Source organism: Rhizobium sp. P28RR-XV (genome assembly GCF_012641385.1).
Classification (GTDB): domain Bacteria; phylum Pseudomonadota; class Alphaproteobacteria; order Rhizobiales; family Rhizobiaceae; genus Rhizobium.
The window spans coordinates 327,363-342,730 of the sequence record NZ_JABAIG010000009.1; the positions used below are offsets into that span (position 1 = coordinate 327,363).

Here is a 15,368-nt window from a genome sequence, read left to right on the forward strand (position 1 = left end):
TCAACCTTTCATCATGCGTAGAATATGCATCCCCGCCGACTCGGCGAGGCCTTCCAGATCATAGCCGCCTTCGAGCAGGCTGACGACCCGGTTCTTGGCGCTGCGGTCGGCGACCTCAAGCAGCCGTCCCGTCGCCCAGTCGAAATCCTCGCCCGTCAGGTTCAGCTGCGCCAGCGGATCGCGATGATGGGCGTCGAAGCCGGCCGAGATGATAATGAGGTCGGGGCGGAAATCATTGAGCGCCGGCAGGACGCGTGACTTGAAGGCCTCGCGGAAATGATCGCCGCCGGTATTGGGCGACAGCGGCGCATTGACGATGGTGTTGTGCGCGCCGCACTCCTCCTTCTTGCCCGTGCCCGGATAGAGCGGCATCTGATGGGTGGAACAGAAGAGCACGGACGGATCGTCCCAGAAAATGTCCTGTGTGCCATTGCCATGGTGCACATCCCAATCGACGATGGCGACGCGCTCGGCGCCGTGGGCCTTTTGCGCATGGCGTGCGGCGATCGCGGCATTGTTGAAGAAACAGAAGCCCATGGCCTTGGTCTTCTCGGCATGGTGCCCGGGCGGACGGGCCGCGACGAAGACATTGTCCGCAGCACCGGAGAAAACGTCGTCCACCGCCGCCATGGCGCCGCCGACGCCGTGCATGATCGCCTGCAGCGTCTTCGGGCTGGCATAGGTGTCGGCCTCGAGCTGGTTGATCTCGCCGTCGCCGCCTCTGTCCGGTATCGATCGCAGCACGAAATCCAGATGCTTTTCGGGATGCACGAGTAGGATCGCATCCTCATGGGCGGGTGGGGCTTTTCGCCGGTCCAGCCGCTCGAAATTCGGATGCTCCAGCGCGATATTCAGCGAGCGCAGCCGGTCAGGGCGCTCCGGGTGGCCTGGCGGAACAATATGTTCAAGAAAGATCGGGTGTTCGTAAAGACGTGTGCTCATGGGGCCAATCTATAAATGAGGTGTGACGCCTATTACAGGACATGGACAATGTCACTACAATGTCAACAACCCATCTTAACCACTCTGAATGGCGCCCGTTTACATATCGGGGCGCGGTGTTAAGCTTTCATTAAGGCGGGTATGGCGTCGGCCGAGGTTATTGCGTGATGGCGAGAACAGAACGATCCGATGTCATCGAGGTAAGGGTGCCGCCGCGCGATGTCGACCGGCACGGCCAGATGTTCATCGCTTCCTATATCTCCCAGGCGGAAACGGCGCTTTCGAATTTCTGGCGCACGCGGCCGCTGGTCGACGATGAGCCTCTCTATATCGCCAGGAAGGCATCCTGTTCGCTGCACCGGGCGTTGCACTACGACGATCTCGCCCGCTTCTCGATCAGCGTCAACAAGATCGGCGGCAAGTCGATCGGCTTCGTCGTCATGGTCGAGACCGGCAACGAGCTGGCGGCGGAGGTGGAAATTCTCTGGCTGGCGGTTCGTGGCGATGAACATGATCCCGCGCCGCTGCCGGAAGACACGCGCGACTGGCTCTACAAATATCTGGCTTGAGCCGGGCTAGCCGCATGTCGTTACCGTAAAACCGCTGCACGCTTTTACGCGATGTGCTTCAGCTCCGCTGCGGCAGAAGCGGGTAGCCGGCCATGACGGCGCGGCCGACGAGCGCTGCGACGACAGCCTTGATGACATCGCCCGGCACGAAGCCCAAGGAGCCCAGAAACGCCTTGCTGAAGCCGATGTTGAGGGCCAGCCAGGCGATACCGAACGCATAGAGCACGACTACACCGCCGATAACGGCGGCGATGAAGAAGCCGGTGCCCTGAACGAGGCCGCTCTGCTCCGGCTTCACCAGCCTCTCCGAGAAATAGCCGGTGACGAAGGCCGCGAAGATCCAGCCGACGAAGAAGCCCGCCGTCGGACCGGCAAACACCGCAAGACCGCCACGCCCGCCCGACAGCACCGGCAGGCCAATGGTGACGAGCACGACGACCAGCAGCACCGCGATCGTGCCGCGCTTGGCGCCGAGCACGACACCGGCGAGCATGACGCCGAGCGACTGCGCGGTGATCGGCACGGGAATGATGCCGATCGGGATCGGCGGCAAGAGGCCGAGTGCCACGATGATGGCGGCAAAAAGCGCCGAGAGGACGAGATCGCGGGTATTCATGGCGGCTCCTTCGAAAAGACCCATGTTCATTGACGCCGAATGCCGCGCGCGTCAATCGCCGCCGCGATATTGTCCGCATCGCGCAGCGTCAGGATGATCAGCGGCGCGAGCGTGGTTGCCAGGCGTATCTTGATTCCCCGTGCCTCATGCGCCTCGCGGATCGCGCGGTAACGATCGAGAATCTCGGGCACGAAACGGATCACGAGACCGATCGCAAGCCCGATATCGGCGGCTTTGAGCAGGCCGAGTTTTTCGAGCGGCATTGCAAGGGCGGTGATCTCGTCGATGAAAGCGGCCATCGATGTCGTCGCCGTCACCGTGGCGGCAAACAGCGCCAGTGCCGTCAGCCGTAGCGCGGTGACGATTGCGGCCTGCAGCGGACCGACCAGGGCCGCGAAAATTGCCAGCACGGCAATCGAGATCAGGATCGGCCGCAGCCGCATCAATGCGCTGGGGATCGGCAGGCCCGTGCTGAAATAGAGCCCTGCGCCAATGAGGTTTGCACAGGCAAGCACCGCAATAGAATTCGTCAGAAACAGCAGAATGCCAAGTGCGGCGAGTGCCAGGAGCTTCACGCGCGGCGAGAGCCGGTGCAGCCAGGTATCGACGTCGACATGCAGCGTCTGCATCAGCCCGCCATCTCCCTGTAGCGCGCGATCGCTTCCGCCGCGGGAGCGTCGGCGACGAGCCGGCCCTGGTCGAACAGCAGTACCCGCTCGAAATCCTCGAGCAGAGGCAGGTCGTGGCTGATGACGATGGTGCTTTCCGGCAGGCCCATGATGGTCTTTTGCACCAGTGCCCGGTTCTTCAGATCGAGCTGGTTCGTCGGCTCGTCCAGAATGAGGATGTCGGGGCCGGTCACCAGCACTGAGCAAAGGGCCGCCATCTGCAATTCGCCGCCGGAAAGCTCGTGTGCCCGCCGCGCGCCAAGATGGCCGACGCCGAACCGGCTGAGAATGCCCTCGACGGCCGCCTCGATCTCGGCCTTGCCGTATCCGCGCGCCTTGAGCCCAAAGGCGATGTCGTCGCGCACGATGGGCAGGATGATCTGGTTCTGCGGCGACTGGAAGATATAGCCGACCTTGCCAAGGACCTTGCCGGCGTCGCCGACCGTATCGAGGTCATTGACGGTGACACGTCCCGTCGTCGGCTTGACGAGCCCGTTGATCAGCCGCGCGAAGGTCGTCTTGCCGGAACCGTTAAGGCCGATCACTCCGATGCGACGCTCCTGAAGCGTCAGGCTCAGCGGAAACAGCGCGGTGCGCGTGCCGTAATCGACGCCGGCATTGTCGAAGCGGATATCCAAGCGGTTTCCCTGTTCGATAAGCTGGAGCGGTTCAGCGTTTCACGGAACCTCGGTGCCGCTCCAGCCTGTTGTTTTCACGCAATCCCGGACGGAAAACCGCTACGCACTTTTCCTGGAATTGCTCTATCGCGGAGCTATAGCGCATCGCGCCGATTTATCAAATCAGGGCCTCTTTGAAAGCATGGGAATTTATGCCTATGATCCGCCCATGACGAATCTGCTCTCGAATCGTGATGCCCGCCGCGTGTTCCTTGCCAAGCAGGGGCTTGCCAATCCGCCGAACCGCGCCTTGACCAAAGCGGGCCTGCTGCAGCTCATCCACGACATCGGTTTCGTGCAGGTGGACAGCATCTCGACTGTCGAGCGCGCCCATCACCAGATCCTGTTTTCGCGCAACCAGACCTATCGGCGCGAGCATCTGACGGAGCTTCTGGAAAAGGATGGTGCGCTGTTCGAGAACTGGACTCATGATGCCTCCATCCTGCCGAGCGCCTTCTTCGTCTACTGGAAGCATCGCTTCCGCCGCGAGGACGAGGCGATTATCGCACGTTGGCGCAAATGGCGCGGCGAGGGGTTCGAGGCGGCTTTCGAGGAAACCTACGAGCGCGTGCTGAAGAACGGCGCGATCACCGCCCGCGAGGTCAAGGCGGAGGATCATGTCTCCGGCGGCTGGTGGAACTGGCATCCGAACAAGACGGCGCTCGAATATTACTGGCGCACCGGCAAATTCGCCATCGCCGGCCGCACCAATTTCCAGAAGGTCTATGACCTTGTCGAACGCGTGCTGCCGAGCCATTTCCACGAGCCGGAGGTGGAACATGACGAATTCGTCGACTGGGCCTGTCGCAGCGCATTGCAGCGCCTGGGTTTTGCCACGTCGGGCGAAATCGCGGCCTTCTGGGATCTGGTGACACCGCAAGAGGCAAAGAGCTGGGTCGAGACGCATCGGGACGAACTGATCGATGTGTTGATCGAACCCGCCGGCGGCGGTAAGCCGCGGCCTTCCTTTGCCTTCCTCGATTTCCATGCGACGCTGGACGACTATGCGGAAGCGCCGGCGCGCATCCGCGTTCTCAGCCCCTTCGATCCGACCTTGCGCGACCGCAACCGCACCGAACGACTGTTCGGCTTCTTCTACCGCATCGAGATTTTCGTGCCGGAACCGAAGCGCGAATACGGCTATTACGTCTTCCCATTGCTGGAAGGAGACCGTCTGATCGGACGGATCGACATGAAGGCCGACCGCAAGGCGGGAACATTGGATGTCAAACGCCTGTGGCTGGAACCGGGTATCAAGGCATCGGCAGGCCGATTGGAAAAGCTCGAAGCCGAGCTAGAGCGTGTCGCGCGCTTTGCCGGCGTCGAGAAAGTGGTGTTTCTCGAGGGCTGGCGGGGATGATCGGCCTCCTTCTTTTCGGGAGATCGACAGCCAATTGCCTTGACGCGTAAGCGAAACTGCCTCTGACCTATGGGGACTGCGATCGCATGGACACTATTCGGATCTTCGACGGGCATAATGATGCGGTCCAGTTCATGCTGGATTATAGGCCTGAGGGCCGCGATTTTCTGGCTCGATCGGAGGCCGGGCATCTCGATCTTCCGCGAGCGCTCGAAGGAGGCTTGGCCGGCGGATTGTTCGCGATGCATGCCTCGCCGGAGCATGAGCCGGTGGATGATCTGACGATCACGGACGATGGATATGAGGTTCGCTATGCAGAAGCCGTGCGTCCCGACCATGCTCGGCTGCAGATCGATGGGCAGCTTTCAGCCGTAAGGAAGCTGATTGGGCGCTCGGGTGATAAAATACGTCTTGCAACGAGCGTCAGCGAGATTGAAGCGGCACGATATGACGCCGCCTTTGCCATCGTACTTCACATGGAAGGGGCCGACGCCATCGACCCCGATCTCGGCTATCTGGATAGCCTGTACAATGTCGGTCTTCGATCCCTGGGCATCGTGTGGAGCCGCCCGAATATCTTCGGCTATGGCGTTCCGTTCGCCTATCCGAGATCGCCCGATACGGGACCGGGACTGACCGATTTAGGAAAGAGCCTGGTCAGAAGATGCAATGAACTCGGGATAATGATCGATGTTTCGCATCTGAACGAGCGCGGATTTTGGGATGTCGCGGCATTGAGCACCGCTCCGCTGGTGGCTACGCACGTTTGCGCCCATGCCATATGTCCGTCGACCCGTAACCTCACCGATCGGCAATTGGATGCCATCCGCGATACCGGCGGGGTCGTCGGGTTGAACTTGGCCGTCAATGACATTCGCGCGGACGCCCATCTTGAGGAAGATACCCCGCTTGAAGCCGTTGTTCGTCAGATTGATTATCTCATTGCCCGGGTTGGAACGGATGGGGTCGCTCTTGGATCGGATTTTGATGGGGCTGTCATGCCTCGTAAGATCAAGGATGCAAGCGGCTTGCCCCATCTCATGGAGGCCATGCGCAAAAGCGGGTTCGATGAACCGATCCTGCAAAAATTCGCCTATGATAATTGGCTTCGCGTATTCGGCCTCACATGGCCATAGAGCTGACCGCCATTTCGTAAAATTCCTGCGTTTTGCAGAAATCGGGTCGGCTCGAAACGGATATCTTTAAAGTGCGGAGGGTTTGCTGTTGTCAGCCGTTCTAGTGGGTAAGAATGTCAAGATTCGCTTACCTTGCAATGACGATATGGAAACGCGTCTCGCCTTGGGGAGCCATGCCGAGATCGCGGAGATGTACGGCGTAAACAAGGACGACATGAAGCCCGTTACCCGGGAAGGCGCCGCCCGTTGGCTGCAATGGCTCACCGATCATCCGCATGCGTGGGTCATCGAAATCAATGGCGTCTTTGCCGGCGAAATCAGATTGGACAACGTCAATCGCCAGGACAGGCGCGCGACGATGGCAATCGGTATCAACAATCCAGCCTTGCTTAGCAAAGGCTTTGGCACGGAAGCAATCACGCTTCTGCTAGGCCATGCCTTCGGCGAGATGGGATTGCATCGCATCGGAATCCGCGTGCTCGCCTACAACAAACGTGCCATCCGCGCTTATGAAAAATGCGGCTTTATTGTCGAAGGAAGAGAGCGGGAGACCGCCTACGTCAACGGCAGCTGGCACGACGACATCATGATGGGCCTGCTGGATCGAGAATTCCTGTCGGGAAGCCACCCCTAATTTGAACTTGGAATTCGGCGGCCTGAAAAAGTCGTCGCCGTGCAAGAAAAAGCGGATGCAGGATTTCCGCTCTTCGCGGCAGTTTCGCAAACGAGGTTCGAGGAGCCCACCATTCTTTATCTCAACGGCAGCTCGAAGCTTTGCTTCAGCGTTTCCATCGGCACATCCGTCTTGACATTCAAAATGCTGGGAATGCGTGTCAGATAATCGGCCTGGAAGCGCCAATAGCTGTGTAGATCCGCGGTGACAATCCGCAGGATCGCATCGCATTCCCCGGTCGTGAGGTAGCATTCCATCACTTCCGGAAAGCGCCGGATTGCCTCACCGAACTGGACCGTTATCTCGGCATCCTGTGTTTTGAACCAGACACGAGCAAAGACCGTAAGGCTGGCGCCGACCTTTGTCGGATCGAGCACGGCAACGTAGCGGTCGATGACGCCTGCTTCCTCCAGCAGGCGTACTCTGCGAAGACAGGGTGAAGGCGACAACCCGACCTCCTTCGCCAGTTCCACATTGGAAATACGCCCATCTCGTTGAAGTACTCGCAAGATGCGGCGGTCAATATCGTCTAAATTCATTGGCGTTTTCGGCCTCTCAATCCGTAGAATTTGGCATTTTATGCCAATTCCTGAACCTTCCCTGCATTCTTCGCAAGCTCGTTGCGCGCAAGTTAGCCTAACATTCCATCCGTTCAACGCGAAGATGGAAACTCATTCATGCCGAAAAAGCTCAAGAAGATCGTGCTCTCTTACTCGGGCGGTCTGGACACGTCGATCATCCTGAAATGGCTGCAGGAGACCTATAAATGTGAAGTCGTAACCTTCACCGCCGATCTGGGCCAGGGCGAGGAGCTGGAACCGGCACGCAAGAAGGCTGAAATGCTTGGGATCAAGGATATCCGGATCGTGGATGTCCGCGAGGAATTCGTGCGCGACTTCGTTTTCCCGATGTTCCGCGCCAATACGCTCTACGAGGGCCAGTATCTTCTTGGCAGCTCTATCGCCCGTCCGCTGATTGCGAAGCATCTGGTCAGCATTGCGCAGGAAGTCGGCGCGGACGCTATTGCCCACGGAGCGACCGGCAAGGGCAACGACCAGGTCCGCTTCGAATTAACCGCCAATGCGCTCGATCCCTCGATCGGGATCATCGCGCCATGGCGCGAATGGGACATTCAGTCCCGGACGCAGCTTATCGACTACGCTGAAAGGCATCGGATACCCGTCCCCAAGGACAAGCGAGGAGAGGCGCCCTTCTCGGTCGATGCGAATTTGCTGCATACCTCGACCGAAGGCAAGGTGCTGGAGGACCCGGCCGATATCGCGCCCGAGTATATCTATCAGCGCACGGCCGATCCCATGGATGCACCCGACCTGCCGGAGGTCATTACCATTGGGTTCGAGAAGGGCGACGCGATTTCGCTCAACGGCGACAAGCTGTCTCCGGCAGCCCTTCTGACAGCGCTCAACGAACTTGGCGGCAGACATGGAGTGGGGCGGCTCGATCTGGTCGAGAACCGGTTTGTCGGCATGAAGTCCCGCGGGGTCTATGAGACACCGGGCGGCACGATCTTGCTGGCAGCTCATCGCGGGATCGAGTCGATCACGCTCGACCGCGCGGCTGCTCACCTGAAGACGAGATCATGCCCCGCTATGCGGAGCTCATCTATAACGGTTTCTGGTATGCGCCGGAGCGCGAAATGCTGCAGGCGCTGATCGATGTGAGCCAAACTTACGTCAGCGGCGAGGTGACGGTCAGGCTCTACAAGGGGTCGGCGAGTGTCATCGCACGCAGCTCACCCCATTCGCTCTATTCGGCGGATCTGGTTACCTTCGAGGAAGGTTCGGGCATCTACGACCATCAGGATGCCGAAGGCTTCATCAAGCTCAACGGGCTGCGTCTTAGAAGCTGGGCGGCTCGCAACGGGAAATCGGGCAGACCCGGCCTGGCGCAAAATTCATAAGTTGCGGAGATGAGCCGAGTTTGAGGGCCGACAGCTTCAATCACCTCCCCCTTGAAGGGGAGGGTGGAATCAGCAAATCTCCGTCGTGGCGATCTTGATGCCGAAGCCTTCGAGGCCGACATAGTGCCGCTCGCGGCTGGTGAGCAGCTTGATCGAGCTGACGCCGAGATCCTTGAGGATCTGTGCGCCAAGGCCGATTTCCAACCACTCGCTGTCGCGCGCCTGCGCCTCGGCATGGCTTTCGCGTTCGGCCTGGCGCGCCTTGCGGCCATTGTCGAAATGGCCGACGCCGACGGAGCCTTCGCGCAGATAGACGATGATGCCGCGGCCTTCCTCGGCGATCTTCTTCATATAGAAATCGACCGGACGGCGCTTGCCGAACAGATCCTCGGCGACGCTTTCTGGATGCAGGCGCACCGGGATGTCGACACCGTCGCGGATATCGCCGAAGACGACGGCGAGATGCTGCATCGGATCCCAGGGCAGGGAATAGGTATGCGCGCGCGCCTTGCCGAACGGCGTCTCGATATCGAAGCTGGTGCCGAGCTCGATCAGGGTTTCCTTGCGCTGGCGATAGGCGATGAGATCGGCGACGGAAACAAGCTTCAACCCGTGCTGCTCGGCAAATTCGACGACCTGCTGGCCGCGCGTCACCGTGCCGTCGTCATTGACGAGCTCGCTGATGACGCCGATCGGCGGCAGGCCGGCGAGCTTGCAGAGGTCGACCGCGGCTTCCGTATGGCCAGAACGCATCAGCACGCCGCCTTCGCGTGCAATGAGCGGAAAGATGTGGCCGGGCCGGACGAAATCGCTTGCGCCGATGTTCGGGTTGGCCAGGTTGCGCACCGTCAACGTCCGGTCGTCGGCGGAAATGCCTGTTGTCGTACCGTGCTTGAAATCGACGGAGACTGTAAAGGCCGTCGTATGCGCGGAATCGTTTTCCGCCACCATGGCGTTGAGGTTGAGCCGCTTGGCTTCCTCGCGCGGCATCGGCGTGCAGACGATGCCGGAGGTATGCCGGACGATGAAGGCCATCTTTTCGGGCGTGCAGTGAACGGCGGCAACGATCAGGTCGCCTTCGTTTTCGCGGTCGTTATCGTCCATGACGACGACGATCTCGCCGGCCTCGAAAGCCCGGATGGCATCGACAACGCGCTTCTGGTCGTAAGACATCTCGAAATTCCTACCTCTGCTGGCCCGTCTGGCCGCGATCCCTCAGATAGTGGTCGGCAACGGCGCAGGCAACCATTGCCTCGCCGATCGGCACGGCGCGAATGCCGACGCACGGATCGTGGCGGCCTTTGGTGCGCACATCGACATTGTTGCCGTCGGCATCGATCGACTGGCGTTCCGTCAGGATCGAGGAGGTCGGCTTGATGGCGAAGCGCGCAACGATCGGCTCGCCCGTGGAAATGCCGCCTAGTATGCCACCGGCATGATTGGACAGGAAGATGCGCTTGCCGTCATTGCCCATGCGCATCGCATCGGCATTTTCCTCGCCTGTGAGTTCAGCGGAGGCGAAGCCTTCGCCGATTTCGACGCCCTTGACGGCGTTGATCGACATCAGCAGCGAGGCGATATCCTGGTCGAGCTTGCCGTAGATCGGGGCGCCGAGACCCGCCGGCACACCTTCGGCCACGACTTCAACCACGGCGCCGATCGAGGAGCCGGCCTTGCGGATGCCGTCGAGATATTCTTCCCACACCGGCACGATTTCCGGATCGGGCACAAAGAATGGATTCTGGTCCACCTGCGCCCAGTCCCAGTTGGCGCGGTTGATCTTGTGCTTGCCGATCTGCACCAGCGCGCCGCGGATGGTCACGCCGGGCACGACGAGGCGGGCAATGCCGCCGGCCGCGACGCGTGCGGCTGTCTCGCGCGCCGACGAGCGCCCGCCGCCGCGATAGTCGCGGATGCCGTATTTGACGTCATAGGTATAGTCGGCATGGCCGGGCCGGTAGCGCCGCGCGATCTCGCCATAATCCTTCGAGCGCTGGTCGGTATTCTCGATCAGCATCGAGATCGGCGTGCCGGTCGAGATCATCGTCTCGCCGTCCTCGTCCATCATCACGCCCGAGAGAACCTTGACGAGATCGTCCTCGCGCCGCTGCGTGACGAAGCGCGATTGTCCGGGCTTGCGTTTGTCGAGCCAGGCCTGGATGTCTGCGAGCTTGAAGCGGAGGCCGGGAGGGCAGCCATCGACGACACAGCCGAGCGCCGGACCATGGCTTTCGCCCCAGGTAGTGACGCGGAAAAGGTGACCGAATGTATTGTGCGACATGGGAAATGACCGGTTTGCTGCAGCCTGCCGGCAGGCTGCGTCTTGTCTCTTGCAATTGCGGCCCACTCATAGAGCATGATGCCGAAAAGTGTAAGCGGTTTTCGGGTGACATCATGCTCTACTTATTTGATTCCCATGCCGGATGATCGAGGCCGGTTTGACCTCGATTATCCGGAGGGGCCAAAAAGCCGGCAAGACAAAATCTTTCTTTCGCTGCCACGGAAGCGCCGTTCGACGCCGGCTTCCGCCGTTCATCGGCATGGTAAACAAAGATTAATCCGCACTGTGGATTGTGACGGCACATTCACCAATTGGGCGAGCGAAGCCACTATTGGGGGCAACTTCCGCCATATTCGCCGTGTTTTCTAGGCCGCATAAGAAATCACAATCAAAACGACCTGAAGGGTAACCACCATGCGCTTTTTTGTAGCGACGCTTTTGGCCACGGCAAGCCTGCTTGCGCCCGTCGCAGGCTTTGCCGAAAGCGCCGACGTCGAGGCAACGATCAAGAAGGTCGATGCGAAGAACTTCAGCATCACCCTGGATGATGGCAAGAACTATCAAGTGCCGGAGGATTTCGATTTCAATGGCCTTCAGGCCGGCGTGAAGGTCGTGGTCTTCTATACGGAAGTCGACGGCAAGCGCGTCGTCAATGATCTGGATATCGTCCAGTGAATAGCGTGTGATTGCCGCCCGCGGCTTTTAGAGTATTTTAAGAAATTCGTTACCGAAAATGGTGCAATCAAGCGGAAAATGCCTCCAGCTTTGGATGTGTCTCTGGCGACTGCTTCGCTCCAACGGCGATCATTGCGGCGATACCGAAATAGTCTATTCTCTTTTAGGTAGCGAATTTCCCATGGTGAGCCATGCCGCAGAATATTTACAATGAGCCCATTTTCTTTGAAGGTTACAAGAAGCTCCGACTGAACGACACCGGCATAAATGGGGCTTTGGAGGTCCCGGCTCTTCGTGCGGCGCTCCCTGATCTCGCCGGGCTTCGCGTCCTCGATATGGGATGCGGCTTTGGCGATTTTGCTCGCTATGCCAGATCGTGTGGTGCCGCTTCGGTCACCGGATTGGACGTGTCTGAGAACATGATCGCAGAGGCGAGGGTTCTCACCAATGATTCTCAAATCGAATACCTCTGCGGCTCGATTGAGGAAATCGCATTTCCTCCAGAAAGTTTTGACCTGGTCGTTTCCTCAATGGCCATTCACTATGTTAATGACTACGCTTCCATGGTGCTGAGTGTGCATGCGTGCCTTCCCAACAAGGGTCAGTTCATCTTCTCCGTGGAGCATCCCGTCTGTACGGCAAATCCGGTTGGTTGGACGAAGGATGCGGATGGCAATCCGCTCAACTGGCCGTTGGACAATTACCAAACTGAAGGCATCCGCCATACGAAATGGTTCATCGATGGTGTCGAAAAATACCATCGTACCGTTGAAACGTATGTAACGACCCTACTCAGGGCAGGATTTCGGCTGAATCATCTTGGCGAGCCAAGCCCTCTTCCAGAGTTTTTGAACGAGCGACCTGCACTATCGATAAATCTTCGTCGGCCGGCGGTTCTTCTGCTGGCTGCGGCGAAGATGGCATTTGACGACTGAATACGAGCCGTCGTTACCGAATTCCGGAAAAGTTGTCGCAACTACCGGATAATAGCGTTACATCCAGCCGATAATCTTCATTTCCGGATCGACTTTCAGGATCTGGTCTTGATGGATCGGGATTTCCGCCGCCTCTTCCTTTTCGACATCCCCGATCAGACGGAACAGCGTACGGATGACGCCGCCATGCGTGACGCAGACCGTCGGCCGGTCTACGGATGTCAGCCATGAGCCGACGCGCCAGGAGAGGATTTCGTAGCTTTCGGCATCATCGCCGGGCGGGATGAAATCCCATTTGTTCGCCTTGCGCTCGGCAAGACGATCGGGGTCAGTCGCCTTCAGTTCCTTGAGGGTGAAGCCTTCCCAGGCACCGAAGGACAGCTCGACCAGCCTGTCGTCGGTGCTGTAGTCCTTGGGCGGCAGGCCCATGGCGTCCCTGGCGATCTCCATGGTCTCGCGCGTGCGGCGCAGGGGACTGGCGATAAAATCGAAGGGCCGGTTTTCGAAGGCGAGGATTTCGGCGAGATCGATGCCGTTCTGCCGCGCCTGTTCGCGGCCGATGGCATTGAGATCGATGTCTTTCTGCCCCTGCAGGCGGCGCTCGGCATTCCAGTCGGTCTGACCGTGACGTATCACATAGAGGATGGGCGACACGGTCAGATTCCTGTTGGTCAGTCCTTCGCGACGGAAATGTCAGGCGCGTCCACGGCCTTCATGCCGACGGTGTGGTAGCCGGAATCGACATGGTGGATTTCACCGGTGACGGCCGTTGACAGGTCGGACAGAAGGTAGAGGGCGGAGTTGCCGACCTCGTCGATCGTCACAGTCCGCTTCAGTGGCGCGTTGTACTCGTTCCACTTCAGGATGTAGCGGAAGTCACCGATGCCCGAGGCTGCGAGCGTCTTGATCGGGCCTGCCGAAATCGCATTGACGCGAATGCCGCGGCCGCCGAGGTCTACGGCGAGATAGCGCACGCTTGCTTCCAGAGCCGCCTTGGCAACGCCCATGACGTTGTAGTGCGGCATGACCTTCTCCGCACCGTAATAGGTGAGGGTGATCATCGAGCCGCCGTCATTCATGATTCGCTCGGCGCGCTGTGCAACCGCCGTGAACGAATAGACGGAGATGTCCATCGTCTTCGTGAAGTTGTCGCGGCTGGTATCGAGGTAACGGCCGGTCAGCTCGTCCTTGTCTGAGAAGGCGATGGCGTGCACGACGAAATCGATCTTGCCCCATTTCGCTTCCAGCGTGTCGATGACCGCATCGATCGTTGCCGGTTCGGTCACGTCGCAATGGCCTGCCATGAAGGCGCCGAGTTCCTGAGCAAGCGGCTCGACGCGCTTCTTGAGGGCGTCGCCCTGCCACGTCAATGCGATTTCGGCTCCGGCATCCGAGCAGGCTTTGGCAATACCCCACGCTATCGAACGGTTGTTTGCTACGCCGAGGATGACGCCGCGCTTGCCTGCCATGAGGCCAGTGGATTGAGCCATATTCTGCTCCCTTGAACTTTCGAATGATCCTGCCTATGGCATAGGCCGTTCCCCTGTTCAAGCATCGTAAAGATCATCAACTGTTAGGGATCGTAACAAAGGGTGCTGTTGTCACCAAAATTTCACAGGAAAAGCCCTTCGCGCATGCTGCGCATCAGATCCGTGACCTTATCGTCAGGTTTTTCCCACAGCATCAGCCGCAATTCGACGACGAGATCACCTTTTGCGCCATTGCCATCGGGTAATCCTTCGCCGGAGATGCGAATGACCTGATCCGAGCCGGACCAGGCCGGCACTGTGATCCTGACCGGCCCGTTCAACCCTTCGACGGTCGTTTCGCAGCCGAGGACCGCATTTTCTATGGTGACGGGCAATATCGTGCGCACATCGCTGCCGTCGAGTGTGAAGCGTCCGTCGGTCGACAGATGGACGGTGATGGCGACATCGCCACGCAGCATGCCCTGCAGCTTCAGTCCCTGACCCTTCAGATGCAGCACCTGGCCGTTGGCGATATCCGTCGTCGCCTGGAAGCGTGCCTCGCGGCCATCCGACAGCGGAACGGTGATCCAGCGGCTCTTCAACATGTCGTCGAGCGTCACGGTGGTTTCGGCGGCCACCTCGGGCGTCTTTTCCGGTGGCTTCTCCTGGATATTGGCGCCGGTAAAGCGGCGCACGAGCGAACCGAGAATGCCGAAGGTGGAGCGTGGACCGGCGGCAGAGGTTCCCGTCGCCAGCAGTTCCTCCTCCGCGGGCAGTTCTTCCGCGGCGGCCGCGTTGGCTTCCTGCTGCTTCTCGGCGTGCTGCGCAACCGTCTCGGCTGCGGCCTGGTTCTGCTGCGTGCGGCCGGCCTTAACCCCGAAAATGCGTTCGACAACGTCTTCAGGTGACTCGCTTGCGCCCGCCTGCTGGTCGGATGCGGCGGAAGCGGCTGCCTTGCGTGCATTCGCCCGGGCGAGTTCCTCCATGATCTTCTCGGCATTGGCGCGTGCGGCCTTGGCACGCTCGGCAGCGTCACGCGCCGCCTGCCGCTGCTGCATGATCGTCTGCTCCCGGCTCTGGCCTTTCGCTTCCGCCATGCGCGCGATCTGGTCGTAGCGGCTGCGTTTCTGCGGATCCTTCAGCGTCTCGTAGGCGCGGCCGATTTCGGCGAAACGCTCCGACGCCGTCGGATCGCCCTGATTGTGATCCGGATGCACCGATTTTGCCAGTTTGCGCCAGGCAGCCTTGATTTCGTCGGCTCCGGCATCCTGCTTAACGCCCAACACCTTGTAAGGATCGCGCATCTTTCCCGCCATTGTTCATGGGTATGCCAAGCCCCATCGCGGCATCCCAAGCAAAGCACCAATTGATCGCGCTTCATGCCTTGCTTCCCGGTAGGGAGGCATGGCCGATGCGCGTATGAACCGATCCTGCGGGAAGAGTTGC

General features: G+C 59.6%; 16 protein-coding genes and 1 pseudogene. 7 read left to right on the top strand and 10 right to left on the bottom strand.

Annotated features, from left to right (window positions below):
* Positions 1-942, bottom strand: a complete 942-nt coding sequence (locus tag HGP12_RS20880) for a histone deacetylase family protein (protein WP_168840823.1) — start codon at positions 940-942, stop codon at positions 1-3.
* Positions 943-1,109: 167 nt separating this feature from the next.
* On the opposite strand from HGP12_RS20880, the gene HGP12_RS20885 reads away from it, so the two are divergent.
* A complete protein-coding gene (locus tag HGP12_RS20885; RefSeq protein WP_168840822.1) occupies positions 1,110-1,511 on the top strand; it encodes a thioesterase family protein in 402 nt (133 codons plus the stop codon).
* Between the two features lie 58 nt (positions 1,512-1,569).
* Here the strand turns inward: HGP12_RS20885 and HGP12_RS20890 are convergent, their stop codons facing one another.
* Genes HGP12_RS20890 through HGP12_RS20900 form a run of 3 tightly spaced genes read right to left on the bottom strand, consistent with a single transcriptional unit; the run spans position 1,570 to position 3,433 of the window.
* Positions 1,570-2,127, bottom strand: a complete 558-nt coding sequence (locus HGP12_RS20890; protein ID WP_168840821.1) for a biotin transporter BioY — start codon at positions 2,125-2,127, stop codon at positions 1,570-1,572.
* Between the two features lie 26 nt (positions 2,128-2,153).
* Positions 2,154-2,756, bottom strand: a complete 603-nt coding sequence (locus tag HGP12_RS20895; RefSeq protein WP_168840820.1) for an energy-coupling factor transporter transmembrane protein EcfT — start codon at positions 2,754-2,756, stop codon at positions 2,154-2,156.
* Positions 2,756-3,433 (bottom strand): energy-coupling factor ABC transporter ATP-binding protein, encoded by a 678-nt coding sequence (locus tag HGP12_RS20900; RefSeq protein WP_168840819.1) that lies wholly within the window; start codon positions 3,431-3,433, stop codon positions 2,756-2,758. The genes HGP12_RS20895 and HGP12_RS20900 overlap by 1 nt, the downstream gene beginning before the upstream one ends.
* 208 nt (positions 3,434-3,641) lie before the next feature.
* On the opposite strand from HGP12_RS20900, the gene HGP12_RS20905 reads away from it, so the two are divergent.
* From HGP12_RS20905 to HGP12_RS20915, 3 genes are all read left to right on the top strand, one after another.
* Positions 3,642-4,832 (top strand): winged helix-turn-helix domain-containing protein, encoded by a 1,191-nt coding sequence (locus HGP12_RS20905; RefSeq protein WP_168840818.1) that lies wholly within the window; start codon positions 3,642-3,644, stop codon positions 4,830-4,832.
* A gap of 86 nt (positions 4,833-4,918) precedes the next feature.
* Positions 4,919-5,968, top strand: a complete 1,050-nt coding sequence (locus HGP12_RS20910) for a dipeptidase (RefSeq protein WP_168840817.1) — start codon at positions 4,919-4,921, stop codon at positions 5,966-5,968.
* 103 nt (positions 5,969-6,071) lie between these two features.
* Complete coding sequence (locus HGP12_RS20915) at positions 6,072-6,602, top strand: GNAT family protein (RefSeq protein WP_312862920.1); 531 nt, start codon at positions 6,072-6,074, stop codon at positions 6,600-6,602.
* 116 nt (positions 6,603-6,718) lie between these two features.
* Here the strand turns inward: HGP12_RS20915 and HGP12_RS20920 are convergent, their stop codons facing one another.
* Entirely contained in the window at positions 6,719-7,180 is a 462-nt protein-coding gene (locus HGP12_RS20920) for an Lrp/AsnC family transcriptional regulator (RefSeq protein ID WP_168840815.1), read from the bottom strand.
* A gap of 138 nt (positions 7,181-7,318) precedes the next feature.
* On the opposite strand from HGP12_RS20920, the pseudogene HGP12_RS20925 reads away from it, so the two are divergent.
* Positions 7,319-8,562 (top strand): annotated as a pseudogene (locus HGP12_RS20925) (argininosuccinate synthase).
* 69 nt (positions 8,563-8,631) lie between these two features.
* On the opposite strand, the gene ribB reads toward HGP12_RS20925, so the two are convergent.
* Both ribB and aroC read right to left on the bottom strand, forming a co-directional pair.
* Positions 8,632-9,735 (bottom strand): 3,4-dihydroxy-2-butanone-4-phosphate synthase, encoded by a 1,104-nt coding sequence (ribB, locus tag HGP12_RS20930; protein ID WP_168840814.1) that lies wholly within the window; start codon positions 9,733-9,735, stop codon positions 8,632-8,634.
* Positions 9,736-9,745: 10 nt separating this feature from the next.
* A complete protein-coding gene (gene aroC, locus HGP12_RS20935; protein ID WP_168840813.1) occupies positions 9,746-10,843 on the bottom strand; it encodes a chorismate synthase in 1,098 nt (365 codons plus the stop codon).
* A 414-nt stretch (positions 10,844-11,257) separates the two neighbouring features.
* Between aroC and HGP12_RS20940 the strand changes: the two genes are divergently transcribed.
* A complete protein-coding gene (locus HGP12_RS20940) occupies positions 11,258-11,518 on the top strand; it encodes a DUF1344 domain-containing protein (RefSeq protein ID WP_112341176.1) in 261 nt (86 codons plus the stop codon).
* A 191-nt stretch (positions 11,519-11,709) separates the two neighbouring features.
* The gene (locus HGP12_RS20945; protein WP_168840812.1) at positions 11,710-12,453 is read left to right on the top strand and encodes a bifunctional 2-polyprenyl-6-hydroxyphenol methylase/3-demethylubiquinol 3-O-methyltransferase UbiG; all 744 of its coding nucleotides are present in this window, start codon (positions 11,710-11,712) and stop codon (positions 12,451-12,453) included.
* A 57-nt stretch (positions 12,454-12,510) separates the two neighbouring features.
* On the opposite strand, the gene HGP12_RS20950 is transcribed toward HGP12_RS20945, so the two are convergent.
* The 3 genes from HGP12_RS20950 to HGP12_RS20960 all read right to left on the bottom strand — a co-directional run bounded on the left by HGP12_RS20950 (position 12,511) and on the right by HGP12_RS20960 (position 15,226).
* Positions 12,511-13,107: a histidine phosphatase family protein gene (locus HGP12_RS20950; RefSeq protein WP_168840811.1), complete on the bottom strand. Its 597-nt coding sequence runs from the start codon at positions 13,105-13,107 to the stop codon at positions 12,511-12,513.
* Positions 13,108-13,124: 17 nt separating this feature from the next.
* Positions 13,125-13,943: an enoyl-ACP reductase FabI gene (gene fabI, locus HGP12_RS20955; RefSeq protein ID WP_149637018.1), complete on the bottom strand. Its 819-nt coding sequence runs from the start codon at positions 13,941-13,943 to the stop codon at positions 13,125-13,127.
* A 122-nt stretch (positions 13,944-14,065) separates the two neighbouring features.
* The gene (locus HGP12_RS20960) at positions 14,066-15,226 is read right to left on the bottom strand and encodes a DnaJ domain-containing protein (protein ID WP_168840810.1); all 1,161 of its coding nucleotides are present in this window, start codon (positions 15,224-15,226) and stop codon (positions 14,066-14,068) included.
* Positions 15,227-15,368 lie beyond the last annotated feature (142 nt).